This is a genomic window from Dysosmobacter sp. Marseille-Q4140 (genome assembly GCA_018228705.1).
In the GTDB taxonomy this organism is placed as follows: Bacteria; Bacillota; Clostridia; order Oscillospirales; family Oscillospiraceae; genus Oscillibacter.
In genome coordinates this window covers 398,692-413,411 of record CP073694.1, presented here as the reverse complement: position 1 = coordinate 413,411, position 14,720 = coordinate 398,692, and the positions used below count along the sequence as shown (strand labels likewise).

13 protein-coding genes are annotated in these 14,720 nt (G+C 63.7%); 4 read left to right on the top strand and 9 right to left on the bottom strand.

The window, feature by feature from the left end:
- Positions 1-41 precede the first annotated feature (41 nt).
- The 6 genes from KFE19_01980 to serC all read right to left on the bottom strand — a co-directional run bounded on the left by KFE19_01980 (position 42) and on the right by serC (position 6,625).
- Positions 42-1,544 (bottom strand): ABC transporter permease subunit, encoded by a 1,503-nt coding sequence (locus KFE19_01980; GenBank protein QUO38316.1) that lies wholly within the window; start codon positions 1,542-1,544, stop codon positions 42-44.
- On the bottom strand, positions 1,541-2,194 hold the full coding sequence (locus tag KFE19_01975; protein ID QUO39493.1) for an ABC transporter permease: 654 nt from the start codon (positions 2,192-2,194) through the stop codon (positions 1,541-1,543). The genes KFE19_01980 and KFE19_01975 overlap by 4 nt, the downstream gene beginning before the upstream one ends.
- Entirely contained in the window at positions 2,194-3,306 is a 1,113-nt protein-coding gene (locus KFE19_01970) for an ABC transporter ATP-binding protein (protein ID QUO38315.1), read from the bottom strand. The genes KFE19_01975 and KFE19_01970 overlap by 1 nt, the downstream gene beginning before the upstream one ends.
- A 9-nt stretch (positions 3,307-3,315) precedes the next feature.
- The gene (locus tag KFE19_01965) at positions 3,316-3,951 is read right to left on the bottom strand and encodes a GntR family transcriptional regulator (protein QUO38314.1); all 636 of its coding nucleotides are present in this window, start codon (positions 3,949-3,951) and stop codon (positions 3,316-3,318) included.
- A gap of 249 nt (positions 3,952-4,200) precedes the next feature.
- The gene (locus KFE19_01960) at positions 4,201-5,115 is read right to left on the bottom strand and encodes a 3-phosphoglycerate dehydrogenase (protein QUO38313.1); all 915 of its coding nucleotides are present in this window, start codon (positions 5,113-5,115) and stop codon (positions 4,201-4,203) included.
- Positions 5,116-5,536: 421 nt separating this feature from the next.
- Positions 5,537-6,625: a 3-phosphoserine/phosphohydroxythreonine transaminase gene (gene serC, locus KFE19_01955; GenBank protein QUO38312.1), complete on the bottom strand. Its 1,089-nt coding sequence runs from the start codon at positions 6,623-6,625 to the stop codon at positions 5,537-5,539.
- Between the two features lie 312 nt (positions 6,626-6,937).
- Between serC and KFE19_01950 the strand changes: the two genes are divergently transcribed.
- The 3 genes from KFE19_01950 to KFE19_01940 all read left to right on the top strand — a co-directional run bounded on the left by KFE19_01950 (position 6,938) and on the right by KFE19_01940 (position 9,411).
- Positions 6,938-7,792: a hypothetical protein gene (locus KFE19_01950; GenBank protein QUO38311.1), complete on the top strand. Its 855-nt coding sequence runs from the start codon at positions 6,938-6,940 to the stop codon at positions 7,790-7,792.
- A gap of 13 nt (positions 7,793-7,805) precedes the next feature.
- Positions 7,806-9,107, top strand: a complete 1,302-nt coding sequence (locus KFE19_01945) for a chloride channel protein (GenBank protein ID QUO38310.1) — start codon at positions 7,806-7,808, stop codon at positions 9,105-9,107.
- Between the two features lie 124 nt (positions 9,108-9,231).
- Positions 9,232-9,411 (top strand): hypothetical protein, encoded by a 180-nt coding sequence (locus tag KFE19_01940; GenBank protein ID QUO38309.1) that lies wholly within the window; start codon positions 9,232-9,234, stop codon positions 9,409-9,411.
- On the opposite strand, the gene KFE19_01935 is transcribed toward KFE19_01940, so the two are convergent.
- Both KFE19_01935 and csaB read right to left on the bottom strand, forming a co-directional pair.
- Positions 9,408-10,397, bottom strand: coding sequence for a lactate dehydrogenase (locus tag KFE19_01935; GenBank protein QUO38308.1), 990 nt, complete (start codon positions 10,395-10,397; stop codon positions 9,408-9,410). The genes KFE19_01940 and KFE19_01935 overlap by 4 nt on opposite strands.
- The gene (csaB, locus tag KFE19_01930; protein ID QUO38307.1) at positions 10,394-12,652 is read right to left on the bottom strand and encodes a polysaccharide pyruvyl transferase CsaB; all 2,259 of its coding nucleotides are present in this window, start codon (positions 12,650-12,652) and stop codon (positions 10,394-10,396) included. Before csaB ends, KFE19_01935 begins: the two co-directional genes overlap by 4 nt.
- Before the next feature lie 124 nt (positions 12,653-12,776).
- Between csaB and KFE19_01925 the strand changes: the two genes are divergently transcribed.
- Positions 12,777-13,283 (top strand): DUF4330 domain-containing protein, encoded by a 507-nt coding sequence (locus tag KFE19_01925; protein ID QUO38306.1) that lies wholly within the window; start codon positions 12,777-12,779, stop codon positions 13,281-13,283.
- Between the two features lie 56 nt (positions 13,284-13,339).
- Here KFE19_01925 and hydA read toward each other — a convergent pair whose 3' ends face one another.
- On the bottom strand, positions 13,340-14,713 hold the full coding sequence (gene hydA, locus KFE19_01920) for a dihydropyrimidinase (GenBank protein ID QUO38305.1): 1,374 nt from the start codon (positions 14,711-14,713) through the stop codon (positions 13,340-13,342).
- Positions 14,714-14,720: the final 7 nt, after the last annotated feature.

Here is a 14,720-nt window from a genome sequence, read left to right as displayed (position 1 = left end):
CGGGGAAAAACCGTTTCCCCGGAAACCATGGTATCAGATTTTCACGCGCTCAGCAACCCAAGGCTGACCAGGAACTCCCGGGCCACCTCGTCCACGGTGCGGCCCAGAACGTCCACCTGGTACGTCAGCTCCGCCATCTGGTCGGTGGAGATCTGTCCGCTCAGCTGTTCCAGGATGTCCTCCAGCTCCGGATGTTCTTCCAGAATGTCGCCCCGGACCACGAACACGCCGAAGTAGTCAGGGAAGAAGCTCTTGTCGTCCTCCAGGACCTTGAGCCCCACCTTGCGGTTGAGGCCGTCGGTGGTGTAGACCACGGCCACGTCGAAGGTGCCGTTTTCAATGGCGGCGTACTTGAGGCCCATGTCCACGGGCCGGTAGTCCTTGAACTGCAGTCCGTAGAACTCCACGAAGGGATTGAACTTCATGCTGCCCTCCAGGGTGAAGAACTCCTGTTCGGCGCCGAAGGTCAGCTGATCTGCAATGGGGATGAGGTCGCTGATGGTCTCCAGGCCGTACTCCTCCGCCAGGGTCTCGGGCACGCCGATGGCGTAGGTGTTCTCAAAGCCCAGCTTGCCCAGCACATGGAGGTCATAGTCCGCCAGGGCCTTTTCCTTCACGTAGTCGTAGATGGTCATGCCCTCCGGCACGTCGGGAGTGTCCTGGTGGAAGAAGGTGGTCAGGAGCGTTCCGTCGTAGGAGATCATCAGGTCGCAGGTGTGGCCGTCGTCCTTCAGGGCGTTCCAGTTGTTCACCTGGGACATCTGGTCCTGGATGGTGACGGTCAGGTCGGTCTGGTCCTCCACCAGCACCTTCACCATGTGGTGCATCAGCTGGGTCTCGGAGTAGTCGCCATCGTAGAGCATGATGTCGCCGGTAGAACCGCGGCCGTAGGGCAGCAGCAGGCAGAAGGCCAGCAGGATGGCCGCCACGGGGATCCACATAATCTTGGACCCGCCCCGGGACTTGCGCATCTGCCCCTCGAACCAGCTCATGATCAGGTCCAGCACCACGGCGATCACCATGAGCACACCGGTGGCCAGGGCAATCATGCCCATGTCGGAGATGCGGATGGCCTGGGTGATGACGCCGCCCAGGCCGCCGCCGCCCACGAAGGCCGCGAACACGGCGGTGCCGATGGCGTTGACCACGGCGATGCGGATGCCGGTGAACACGGTGGGGAAGGCCAGGGGGAACTCCACCATCAAAATGCGGTAGGCCTTGCTCATGCCCATGCCCCGGGCCGCCTCCTTGACGCCCGGATCCACCTCCTGGAGCCCAAGACAGGTGTTCTGGACGATGGGCAGCAGGGAATAGAGGGTGATGCCGATGATGACGGTGGCCTTGCCGGGGTCCAGCACCACCATGATGATGCCAAGTAGAGCCAGGGAGGGGATGGTCTGGAGCAGGTCCACGATCCGCAGTATCACGGGCCGGATCCGGCGGGACACATAGGCCCAGATGCCCAAGGGCAGACCCACGGCGATGGACAGCAGGCTGGCAGCCAGCACGATGAACAGGTGCTCAAAAATGACGTCCCAGCTCATTTGCCCGCCCCCTTCCGCAGCCCTCTGGGGGTGACCTTCTTCTGGAGCAGGTCGATGACCGCGCCGAAGAGGATAGCCAGGATGGCCGCCGGGATGGCGCCCAGCAGGATGAGGGTGTTGTTATTGGAGGAGGTGCCCTGGTAGACGAAGTCGCCCAGGCCGCCCAGGCTGATCATGGAGGCCAGCACCGCCCAGGAGACGGTGTAGATGGCGGCCATGCGCACGCCGGCCACGATCACCGGCATGGCCAGGGGCAGCTCCACCCGCACCAGGGTCTGGAAGCGGGACATGCCGCAGCCCTTGGCCGCCTCGATGTACTTTCCCTCCACCTCCAGGATGCCGGTGTAGGTGTTTTTCAGGATCGGGAACATGGCGTACACGCTGAGGGCCACGATGACCGTTGGGTAGATGTTGCCCCACCAGATGAAGAGGACGCCGATGAACACCAGGCCGGGGATGGTCTGGAAGATGGACAGCACCGGAATGATGAAACCGGACAGCCACCGGGGGATCCGGGACAGCAGGATCCCCAGCACCAGTCCCACCGCAAAGCCGATGACCACGGATACCAGCACATAGGCCGTGTGCTGGCAGATGGCCGTGCCCAGCTTGGCGCCGTAGTCGTGGAAGAGGGTCTGCAGTGTTCCCATCATTTGGCATCCCCCCACAGGTTCTCCGCCACAGAGCGGGCCACGCTGGTCTTGGTGACGATGCCGGCGATGGTGTCGTCGGCGTTGAGGACCACCACGTAGCTGGCGCCGGAGTCCAGCAGGTAGTCGAAGGACTCCTTGGCCTCGTCGCCCACCCGGGCGGTGCGGGCGGTCTGGCGGATCAGGGGCTCGATGTTGTTGAGTTCCCGGCCCCAGTGGCGGATGTCGCCGATGGACACGGTGCCCAGATACCGCTTGTTCTCGTCGGTGACCAGCAGGGTATCCACGCTGCTGCGGGCCATGCGCTCTGCGCACTCCAGCACGCCCCGGTCCTTCTTCACGCTCAGCACGTTGGTGCGCATGAAGCTCTCCACCTTGGAGGGGGCGGGGCTCTCGGAGGAGTGCTTGCCCAGGAAGTTGCGGACCAGGTCGTTGGCCGGGTGCTCCAGCATCTCCTCCGGAGAGGCCATCTGGACCACCTGGCCCTGGTCCATGAAGATGATGATGTCTGCCAGCTTCAGCGCCTCGCCCATGTCGTGGCTGACAAAGACGATGGTCTTGCCCAGCTTCTGCTGGATGCTCTTCACCTCGTCCTGAAGGACCTCGCGGGTCATGGGGTCCAGGGCGGAGAAGGGCTCATCCATCAGCACGATGGGAGGAGAGGCCGCCAGGGCCCGCAGCACGCCGATGCGCTGCTGCTGGCCGCCGGAGAGCTCGGAAGGGTACTTGTTGGCGGACTGCTCCATGCCCACCATCTTCAAAAGGTCCTGGACGATCTCGTCGCACTTGGCCTTGTCGTATTTCAGCAGCTTCGGCACCACGCAGATGTTCTGGGCCACGGTCATGTTGGGGAACAGGCCGATCTGCTGGATCACGTAGCCGATGTGGCGGCGCAGCGTCACCTTGTCCTGGCCGTGGATGTCCTGGCCGTCGATGAGGATGGTGCCGCTGTCGGGCTCGATCAGGCGGTTGATGGTCTTGAGGGTGGTGGTCTTTCCGCAGCCGGAGGGACCGATCAGAATGACGAACTGCCCGTCGGGGATGGTGAAGGTCAGGTCCTTCAAAATGGGTGTTTTCCCATAGCTTTTGTTTACGTGCTCAAATTGGATCATGGCGTTTCTTCACTCCTTTACTTGCGCCTGCACCAGGCGGTGCGCCGCCTCCGCGGCGGCGGGACTTCCCACCAGGACGATCACGTCGCCGCCGTACAGCTCCGCGTAGGGTCCGGGGGAGAGGATCACGGTCTGGCCCCGGCGGATGGCCACGATGGTGCCGCCGGTGGACTGCCAGAATTTCAATGCGCCGATGCTCTTGCCGGTCAGGGGAGACCCCTGGGGCACCGGTACCTCGTAGTTGGGGAGCGGTTCCCCGGCGGCGGAGAAGGTGTCCTGGCTCTTGACCAGGGCGGCGGCGGTCTCGCCCATGCGGCGGTTGACCTCCGCGGACTGAGCGATCAGCTCCCGCAGCTGCATCCGCAGGGCGTGGATGTCGGCATCCTCCGCGAAGTTGGCAATGTAGCGGCGGGCGCTGTCGGCGGAGAGGACCACCGCTCCGCTCTGGGGCCGCACCTCTACCACCTTCATGTCCGCCAGCAGCCGCAGTGCCCGGCGGATGGTCTCCGGAGAGACGTTGTACTCCGAGGCCATGACCGACCGGCCGTAGATGCGGCTGCCCTCCGCCAGCTCGCCTCTGGCGATGCGCCCGGCCAGGTCCAGCGCGATCTGGAGGTACTGGGCCGGAACGACAGATTGTTTCATAGAGGGTATCACCTTCTTCTCCGGTTTGTATGAACGTATTTGATTATACACTGACAACTTTGAATTGTAAATAGGTGTGTCAGTTAAATTTTCGTAAATCACAAACTTTGTATATGCCGCAAAGAGAAAAAGATCCGGCTTTTGATGAAAACCGCAAGAAAATGTGGAAGCTGAGCGTCGGGAGAGGTTGCCCTCTGACAACAAAAGACCGCCCCGGACGAAAGTCCGGGGCGGTTTAGGAGTTCGGCGTTATGCCTCGAAGTGCTCGATGATATCCACCAGCTCTGCGCCGATGCGTTTTTGCGCTTCCTTGGTGCCCGCGCCGATATGGGGCGTGCAGGAGACGGCCGGATGCTGTGCCAGGGCCCAGTTGGGGTCCTTCTCGCTCATCCATACGTCCAGGCCCGCGGCCTTGACCTTGCCGCTGTTCAGCGCGTCCAGCAGGGCAGCCTCGTCCACGTTGGCGCCCCGGGAGACGTTGACGATCACCACGCCGTCCTTCATCTTGGCCAGGGATTCCGCGTCCACGATAGGCTTGCCGCTGCCCGGGGCACAGAGGACGATCACATCGGACTGGGCAAAGACCTCGTCGGGGGAGACAAAGTGCATGGTGTCGCACTCGCAGCCCTCCGGCTTATGCCGGTTGACATAAGACAGGACGTTCATGCCCAGAGCCTGGGCCTTCTGGCCCACCAGACTGCCGATGCGGCCGTAGCCCACGACGCCCATGGTCTTGCCCGAGAGCTCAAAGCCCTTGGAGTAGGCCTTTTTCTCCCACTTGTTCTCCCGCATGGTGTGACCGGCGATGGAGATGTTGCGGGCGCAGGAGAACAGCAGCGCCAGGGCCAGCTCCGCCACCGCGTTGGAGGAAGCGCGGGGGGTATTGCGGACCTGGATGCCCGCCGCCTCGGCGTAGGGCACGGCGATGTTGTCCACGCCGACGCCGGCGCGGATGATGAGCTTCAGGCGGCCGCCCTTGGCGGCGTCGATCTGGGGTTCCTTGATTTTGGTGGCGCTGCGGATGATGACCGCGTCAAAGTCCCGCAGGGCGGTGCCAAGAGAGTCCGGTTCGTAGAACTGCTCCACGACCTCATATCCGTCCCTGCGCAGCTGCTCCATGGCGCCGGCATCCATTCCGTCTGTGACCAAAACTCGCATTGCCATATGTGTTCATGCCCCTTTCTTGTATGTCCGGCACACCCCAGGGGTGCCATCGTCGCGGCCGGAGGACGGGAGTCCAGACGCCCATTGGGGGACAGGCGTATCCGGCGAAATCGGAAGGGGGAGGGGAAAACGAAGCTTTCCCCGGTTCTTCTGCCGGTGGGAAAGAAGAACGCGCAGTCATTTTCGGCAGGGCGTGTACCTGCCGAAAATACCCCGACCTGTGCGCCGGGGGGCGCACTCACCAGTGACGGGCGTCACTGGTGGGGGGGATCTAAAAGGGGGACGCAGTCCCCACTTTAAAGCGCAGCTTAGCAGGGCGTGTACCTGCCGGAAATTCCCCGACCCGCGCGCCCGTGGGGCGCACTCACCAGTGACCGGCGTCACCGGCGGGGGGATCTAAAGGGAGGACGCAGTCCCCTCTTTATGCGTGTTCTGCCTCGTACTTCTTCAGGAATTCCACCAGGGCCTCCACGCCCTCCTTGGGCATGGCGTTGTAGATGGACGCCCGCAGGCCGCCCACGCTCTTGTGGCCCTTGAGGTTGTCGAAGCCCGCGGCCTTGGTGGCGGCCACCACGTCGGCGTCCTGCTCCTTGGACGGAGACACGAAGGGCACGTTCATCAAAGAGCGGTCCTCCTTCACCACGGCGCCGGTGAAGAACTTGCTCTGGTCCAGGAAGTCGTACAGAACCGCGGCCTTCTCCTCGTTGCGCTTGTTCATGGCCTCCAGGCCGCCGTTATCCAGCAGGTACTTGAATACCTTGCCGCAGCAGTAAATGGCCCAGCAGTTGGGGGTGTTGTACAGGGAGTCGGCATCGGCGTGGGTCTTATAGTTGAGGTAGGTGGGAACGAACTTGGGCAGGTCGTCCCGCAGCAGGTCCTCGCGGATGATGACCACGGCCATGCCGGCGGGGCCCACGTTCTTCTGCACGCCGGCCCAGATCAGGCCGTACTTGCTCACATCGCAGGGTCGGGAGAGGAACATGGAGGACTGGTCCGCCACCAGAATCTTGCCCTTGGTGTTGGGCAGGGTGTGGTAGGTGGTGCCGTTGATGGTCTCGTTCTCGCAGATGTAGACGTAATCCGCATTGTCAGGAATGTCCAGATCGGAGCAGTCGGGGATGTAGGAGAAGTTCTTGTCGGCGGAGGAGGCCACGATCTTCACCTCGCCGTACTTCTGAGCCTCCTTGATAGCCTTCTTGGACCAGGCGCCGGTCTCCACATAGCAGGCCACGCCGTTTTTCATCAGGTTCATGGGCACCATGGCGAACTGGACGGTGCCGCCGCCCTGGACGAAGAGGACCTTGTAGTTGTCGGGGATGCTCATGAGCTTGCGCAGGTCCGCCTCGGCCTCCTCGATGATCTGCTGGAACACCTTGGACCGGTGGCTCATCTCCATGACGCACATGCCGCTGCCGCGATAGTTCATCATCTCGGCGGCGATCTCCTCCAGCACCGGCTCCGGCATCATGGCGGGACCGGCGGAGAAATTGTAGGTTCTGCCGTACTTCATATCTGTTTCCTCCAAACAATCGTTGATTTTTCGGCACTCTCTTGGCAAAAATGCCTGTTCAGTTTCAGTATAACACAGAATTCAAAATAATCAACAAAAAAGAAGTGGACCTTTTTCGGAAAGCCCGTCCCAGTCTATGCGGGCCGGAGGGGAGACATGACTTGATCCGGAATGTGGCGGACGAGCGCACGACCGGAAATCGGGGCTTTTGACCGGACACCGTTGCAAAAACATGCCGTGTGCGGTATAATCTAAACGTGTATGTGTGTGGGCCGGCAGGCCCGTAGTTTAGGAAAGAACGAGGAAAACGCCATGAGACCGGATGGAACCCGGATGAAGGGTCTTTCGCCTATCGTACAGGCACTGCCCTATATCATGCCCCGCCGTTTTGACGCCCAGAATTGGGCCAGTGACACTGTGGACGAGGACCTCATCAAGTCCTACATCCGCCGCAAGCGGCGGGAGGGGATGTCTGTGACCCATATGAGCGTTCTGGTGGCGGCCTACTATAAGGCGGCGCTGGAGAACCCCAAGGTCAACTGCTTCGTCATGAACCGGAAGATCTACAAGCGCAACCACTTCTGCTTCAGCTTCGTGATCCTCAAGACCCGGGCCGACGGCACGCCGGACGAGACCACCCTGAAGATCTTCCTGGAGCCGGAGGATACGGTGTTCACCATCAGCCGCAAGATCAAGGAGCACATCGACCGCAACAGCGTGGTAACCCATAACAATAGTACGGACAAATTTGCAAACTTCGCCTTTGCCGTGCCGGGCCTGGCCCGGTTCGTGTTCTGGCTGGCATACCACCTGGATCTCCACGGGCTGCTGCCCCGGAAGATCATCGACCTGAGCCCCTTCCACACCAGCCTGTTCATCACCAACCTGGCCTCCATCAACACCAGCTACATCTTCCACCACTGCTACGAGTTCGGCACCACCAGCGTGTTCGTGTGCATGGGCAAGCCGGTGCCGGATCCCATGGCGGCCCCGGGCAGCCGGAAAAAGCAGATGCCCTTGGGCGTGGTCATGGACGAGCGGATCGCCACGGGTATCGAGTACTCACGGTTCTTCGCGGCCTTCAGCCGCTATCTGAAGGACCCGGAGTCCTTGGAGACCCGGCTGGACGGCCGGGAGCAGGAGCCGCTGCTGGCGGCCCGGGCCTGAGGCGGAGGGCGCTATGCTGGAAGGATACTGGAAACGGCTGCTGGCCCTGCTGGCCCACATCGGACTGTACGCGCGGGCGCTTGCAAAGTGGCTGCTGCTGGCCGCCGTCACCGGCTGCTGCTGCGGCGTGGTGGGGGCCCTGTTCCACATCGGTGTACATGAGGCCACTGCGCTGCGGGAGGATCATCCCTGGCTGCTCTGGTGCCTGCCCCTGGCGGGCCTTGCGATCGTGGGCCTGTACAAGCTGACAAAGACCGAGGGCCAGGGCACCAATGACATCATCGACGCCGTCCACCATGGAAAGAGCCTGCGGATCTGGCTGCTACCCGCCATCTTCTTCAGCACGGTGCTGACCCACCTGTGCGGCGGTTCCGCCGGACGGGAAGGTGCCGCGCTGCAGATGGGCGGCACCATCGGTTATTACACCGGCCATCTGTTCGGCCTGGACGACCGGGATATGCGCACCGCTACCATGACCGGCATGGCGGCCTTCTTTGCCGCCCTGTTCGGCACACCTCTGACCGCCACCATCTTCGCCATCGTGGTCATCAGCATCGGCGTCATGTACCACGCCGCGCTGATCCCCTGTCTGACGGCTTCGCTGGTGGCCTACTGGATCTCCGTGGAGATGGGGGTGGAGCCCACCCGCTTTGCGGTGCAGGCGCCGGAGCTGGCGGGCGGCACGCTGCTGCGGGTGGCGGTGCTGGGCGCCGGATGCGCTCTGGTGTCGGTGATCTTCTGCGGCGCCGTCCACGGGGCGGAGCGTCAGCTCAAGCGGCGGATACCGAACCCCTGGCTGCGGGCGGTGGCCGGCGGCTGCGCCATCATTGCCCTGACCTATCTCTGCGGCACCACCGACTACAACGGCGCCGGCATGGAGGTCATCACCGCCGCTGTGGAGCAGGGGAGCGCCCATCCTGGGGCTTTTTTGCTGAAGATCCTGTTCACGGCCATCACCCTGGGCGCCGGCTTCAAGGGCGGCGAGGTGGTGCCCTCCTTCTTCGTGGGGGCTACCTTTGGCTGTGTGGCTGGGCCTCTGCTGGGCCTGTCGGCGGAGTTTGCCGCCGCGGTGGGACTGGTGGCGGTGTTCTGCGCGGCGGTCAACTGCCCCATGGCCTCCATCTTTTTGTCGGTGGAGCTGTTCGGAGACGGCGGCCTGCTGTACTTTGCCCTGGCCTGCGGCGTCAGCTACATGCTCTCCGGCTACAACGGCCTCTACTCCAGCCAAACCATCCTCTACTCCAAGCTGAAAGCCCGGTATATCAATGTCCAAACCAATGCCCACCACGCGGGCGAGGACAACGAGATCTTATGAGGGTTTCCCGTATGAATGTATAAAAGAGCCCGGCGGGCGCCTTCTGGCGCTCCGCCGGGCTTTTTGCAGGATGGATGGGCTGAACGCGGCCCATTGCTCATAAGGTGGCAGGGGAGGGATGGAGATGCGCCTTAATGACTGTGACCCGGCGGCCCTGACCACGGCGGTCAATACCCTGGCGGTGGCCATTGCGGCCCGTCTGGAGGATGAGGACCTGAGTCTGACAGCAGCCATTTTGACCCAGCTGGGGGACACCCTGGCCACCATCGCTGTTCAGCGCAGCCGCTGCGGCGATACCCGTTAGCGCCCCGTCAGCTCCGTGGGGCAGATTTCGCCCCGGGCCATCTGGCACAGTCCCTCGATGCCGCAGCGGACCATGCTGGATACGGCGGCGTCGGTGTAGAAGGCCATGTGCTGGGTCATGATGACGTTGCGGAACTGGTGGAGATAGAACCAGTTGCGGTTGGACAGGATGTCCACCCGGTGGTCGGCGTGGATGATGCCCTCGTCGCCCTCGGCGGTGTCCATGCCCAACGCGCCGATCTTTTCGGTCTCGATGCCCTCGATCAGGGCTTCGATGTCCGCCAGCTCGCCCCGGGAGCAGTTGACGATCACCACGCCGTCCTTCATCCTGGCGATGGCGGCCCGGTCGATGATGTGGCGGTTGGACTCCAGCAGAGGCATGTGGAGGGAGATCACGTCGGACTGGGCCAGCAGGGTCTCAAAGTCCACATAGGTCACCAGCGGCTCCACCGCCGGGTTTTGCCGCAGGTCATAGGCCAGGATCCGGCAGCCGAAGCCGGAGAGGTTTCGGATCACCTGGGCGCCGATGCGGCCGGTGCCGATGATACCGATGGTCAAGTCTTTCATCTCCCGGCCCTGGAGACCCGTCAGGGAGAAGTCGTTGACCTGTCCCCGCCACAGGGCCTGCTTGTAGTGGCGCAGGCACATGAGGATCATCATGACCGTGAAGTCCGCCACGCCGTTGGGGGCGTAGCTGGCGTTGCACACCCGGAGGCCGGTGGCGCGGGCGTGGTCCAGATCAATGTGGTCGTAGCCGATGGTACGGGTGGAGAGGTACTCCACGCCCAGGGCCTTGTAGGCGTCCAGCAGGGGAGCGTCGATGCGGCCCTGGCCCAGGATGGACACGCCCTCGCAGCCCGCCGCCAGCGCGGCGTTTTCCGCGGTGGGCACCTCCTCGCTGAGGATCAGCTCCACCCCCAGCGCCCGGCTCTGCCGCTCCAGCTCCGCCCGCTCGTCGGCGCGGACCTCATATACCATGATCTTCATTTGCTTCCCTCATTCTTTTTCTCAGTTTCCGGCAGGCCCAGCAGCCGCCGGGCCGTGCGCACATTGCCCCGCTCCATCTCCTGAAGCCGGGCCACCGCCGCGGCCTGAGTGCCGGGGTCCCTGGCCTGGGCGACGCAGCGATCGATCATATGCCGCAGGTCCGCCTCGGTCAGATCCTGCAGATCCACAAACAGCTCCTGGCCGATGTAGCGCAGGAAAGCGGAGACCTTTGGATCGTACACCACGCCCGCCAGGGGGATGCCCTGCCCGGCGGAGAAGATCAGGGCATGAAGGCGCATGGACACCACCAGTTCCATCCGGCTCAGAGCGCCGATGATGGTGCCGGCGCCGCCGGCGTCGTCCAGGAAGTAGTGTGGCACGGACAGCCCCCGGGCGGCCATCTGCCCGGCGCCGGGGTCCAGATGCTTTTCCACAGCGGCGAACACCGGGGTCAGGCCGTAGGTCCGGTAGGCGTACTCCGCCGCCGCGCCGAAGAGGGGCGCCTTCTCCTCGAAGCCCTTCCACCGCCGCAGGGCGAAGCAGATATACTTTCCGTGGGGCGGGATGCCGGCGCGCAGCAATACGCTGTCGATCTCGTCCTCCGGGGCCTTGGAGAGGGTCAGGGCCGGGTCTGCCGTCAGCAGGATCTCCGGCTCGGTGACGCCCATGGCCCGCAGCTCCGCCAGGGAGTCCGGCTCCCGCAGGGTGATGACGTCCACATAGCGGTTGAGGATCTTGGCAGCCAGGCGGCGGTGGCTGTCCCTGGTAACGGGGCCGATGCCGCAGCCGTACATCTGCACCTTACAGCCGGCCCGCTTGGCGGCGGAGATGTTGTGGAGATAGAACCACAGGGACCGGCGGGAGGTCACGTCCTGGATGAGGCTGCCGCCGCCGTTGATATACAGCTTTGCCTGGTGCATGGCCATGAGCCACGCCGGCAGGTTGGACCGGTGGATTGCCCGGACCCGGTAGGTCAGGCGGGTGCTCTTGGGGTCCTTGCTGAGGACCGTCATGGGCATATCCGGGTCAATGGCGCGCATCTCCTGGAGAATGGCCTCCAGAATGGCGTCGTCGCCGGCGTTGCCCCGGCCGTAGGCGCCGCAAATCACCACGCCGTCCCGGGCCGCGGCGGGGCGGCGGTGGCGGCGGAGGATCTCCCGGTAGATGTGGAGCTGGGTGTCCACGGTGTGCTGGATGGAGAACTGGGTGGAGGCCTTCTGATAGAGCTTCTCACCCAGCTGCCGGCGCAGAGCGTCGTCCCGGCCCAGCTCCGCCAGCCGGCGGCCCAGCTCCTGCCAGTCGCCGGGAGTGAACAGGTAGCCGTTGACCCCCTGGTCGATCAGACAGGGGATGCCGCCCACGGCGGTGGCCACCGTGGCCAGGTGGAACCGGGCACCCTCGGTCAGAGCGTAGGGGAAGGTCTCGGACAGGCTGGTCAGGGCGTTGACGTCCAGAGCGGCGTAGAACCGGTCCATGCCGCCGCTGATCCAGCCGGCAAAGGTCACCTGCTTGGCTACGCCCAGCTCCGCGGCCAGGGCGGTGAGCTTCTCCTTTTCCTCGCCGTCGCCGGCGATGACCAGACGCAGCCGGGGACACTCCTTGTAGGCGGCGGCAAAGCCCCGCACCAGGGTGGACATGTCCTTCACCGGATTGAGCCGGGCGGCGATGCCCACCACCACGGAGTCCTCATCCACGTCGGCTCCCAGCTGCCGCAGATAGGTCAAGCGCTCCCCCTGGTCGGGGGCAGGGGTGAAATCGATTCCGTTGTAGATGGCGTAAAACCGATCCGCCGGAAAGCCCCGGGAGATCAGCAGGTCCACCATGGCGTCGGACACGCCGATGCGGTAGTCCAGCCGGTGCAGCGCCCAGGCGTTGATGGTGCCGAAGATCAGGTGGCTCAGAGGACGGCCCATGTAGTCTAGACGATAGTCGCTGTGAACGGTGGTCACCACCGGCACTCCCGTGGTCCGGCGCAGCAGAGCGCCGATCATGTTGGCCCGGGAGCCGTGGCAGTGGATCAGCTCATAGCCGCCCTGACGGATATAAGCGGTCAGCTGGCGGCGGGTCCGCAGCACGTTGTTGCCCTCGCAGATCATGGTGGGGATGCCCATGTCCCGGGCCTCCTGGGCGAAGGGCCCCTCCCGGAAGCAGACCAGCTGGGCGTGGATTTGTTGATTCAGGTTTTGCAGCAGGCTCAGCACGTGGGTCTTGGCCCCGCCGGAGTCGCCGCCGCTGATGAGATGAATGACGTTCATGAGATGCCTTTCTTTCGTTTGGGACTTGTGAAACAGCGGAAAATATTATACAATACCTCTCGGAGCTTGTCCATAAGACAGTCCGCTAAAATCCGGGGCCCCAGGGCCCTTTACGGAGGATACCATGGAACAAAAAGCAAAACGCATCGGAAAATTCAACGTAATCGATATCATCGCCGTGCTCCTGATTCTGGCGGTGCTGGCCTTCGCCGGATGGAAGCTGCTCAGCCGCACCGGCGCGGCGGAACAGGCCGAGGAGAATGCAGTGAAGGTCACCTATGTGGTCAAATGCGAGGGCGTGCCCGCTGAGCTGTATGAGACCTGCCAGAGCCACCTGCCCTCCCCGCTGATGGCTTCCGGCGCCCTGGTGGGCGGCCAGATCGAGAGCGTGGAGAAGGAGCCCTACTACGTGCTGGGGCCTGACGGGCAGTGGATCGAGGATCCGGAGCATGTGACGCTGCTCTTCACCGCTACCACGGAGACCGCTGCCGGCGAGGTGATGACCACTAAGGTGGGGGACCAGGAGGTCCGTATCGGCAAGACCGACTACATCCTCAAAAGTGAGTATATTGAGTTCTCCGACGGCACCATCGTGGATGTCCAGTGGGACGAGCCCGACGCGGCGGAATAAGGAAAGATCCGATAAAAAGGAGGGACGGCAGCTGCCGCCCCTCCTTTTTGTACTTGTTACAGAGAGTTCTTGCCCCGGACCATGTATTTGCCCGCAGGCTCCTGGGCCAGGACCTTCCCGTCCTCCACAGACAGCGTACCCCGCAGCCACACCTGGCGGATACCGCCGGAGGTGACGAAGCCCTCGTAGGGGTTGTAGTCCACGTTGGCAACGCAGTCCTCCGCCCGGATCACATGGCTGGCACCGGGATCGTAGACCACGATGTCGGCGTCGGCGCCCTGGCGCAGCACGCCCTTGCGGGGGAACAGACCGTACAGCTTGGCGGGGTTCTCACTGAGCAGCTGGCACATTTTGGCGGCGCTGATGCGGCGCTTGGCCACGCCGTAGGAGAAGATCAGCTCGCCCCGGGTCTCCACGCCGGGAAGGCCGCCGGGGATCCTGGTGAAGTCCTCCCGCCCCATGTCCTTCTGGGCCAGGGTGAAGGAGCAGTGGTCGGTGGAGATGGTCTGGATCTCGCCCCGGCGCAGGGCCTTCCACAGCTGCTCCTGCTCCGCTTTGTCCCGGATGGGCGGCGCGCAGACATACCGGGCTGCGGAGGAGTAGTCCTCGTTGAAGTATACGGACTCGTCCAGCAGCAGGTACTGGGGACAGGTCTCCACATAGACCTTCTGACCCCGCTTCCGGGCGGCGGCCACCTCCCGCAGGGCCTCCCGGTTGGTCAGGTGCACGATGACCACCGGGCAGTCCGCCGCCTGGGCGATGCGCAGCAGGCGGCTCACGGCCTCCGCCTCCAGATAGGGCGGGCGGGTCAGGGGATGGGAGGCCGGGCCCAGCTCCCCGGCGGCCTTGCGCTCGGCGATCATGCCGTCGATGACGCCGGCGTTCTCGCAGTGGAACCCGGCGATGCCGCCCAGGGTCCTGAGCTCTTTCAGCGCCCAGTACACGTCCCGGTCCCCGATCATCATGGCCGGGTAGGTCAGATACATCTTGAACGAGGAGATGCCCTGGGCGAACATGTCCGGCAGCTCCGCCCGGATGCCCTCGTTCCAGTCGTCGATGGTCATGTGGAAGCCGTAGTCGCAGAAGGTCCGGCCGTCGGCCTTGCGGTGCCAAAGGTCCAGACCGTAGTGCAGGGACTCTCCCTTGTTGGGGCAGGCGAAGTCAATCACCGTGGTGGTGCCGCCCCGCAGGGCCGCCCGGCTGCCGGTGTAGAAATCGTCGGCGGTGGTGGTACCCGCCACATCCAGGTCGAAGTGGGTATGGGCATCGATGAAGCCGGGGAACAGCAGGCAGCCGCTCACATCCACGGTCTGGTCCGCGTCGGTGAGGTCCCGCCCCATCCGCAGGATCTTCTCACCCTCCATCAGCACGTCGGCCCGCTTCTGCCCGGAGCCGGAGACTACCGTGCCGCCCTTGAGCAATGTCCGCATAAAAACC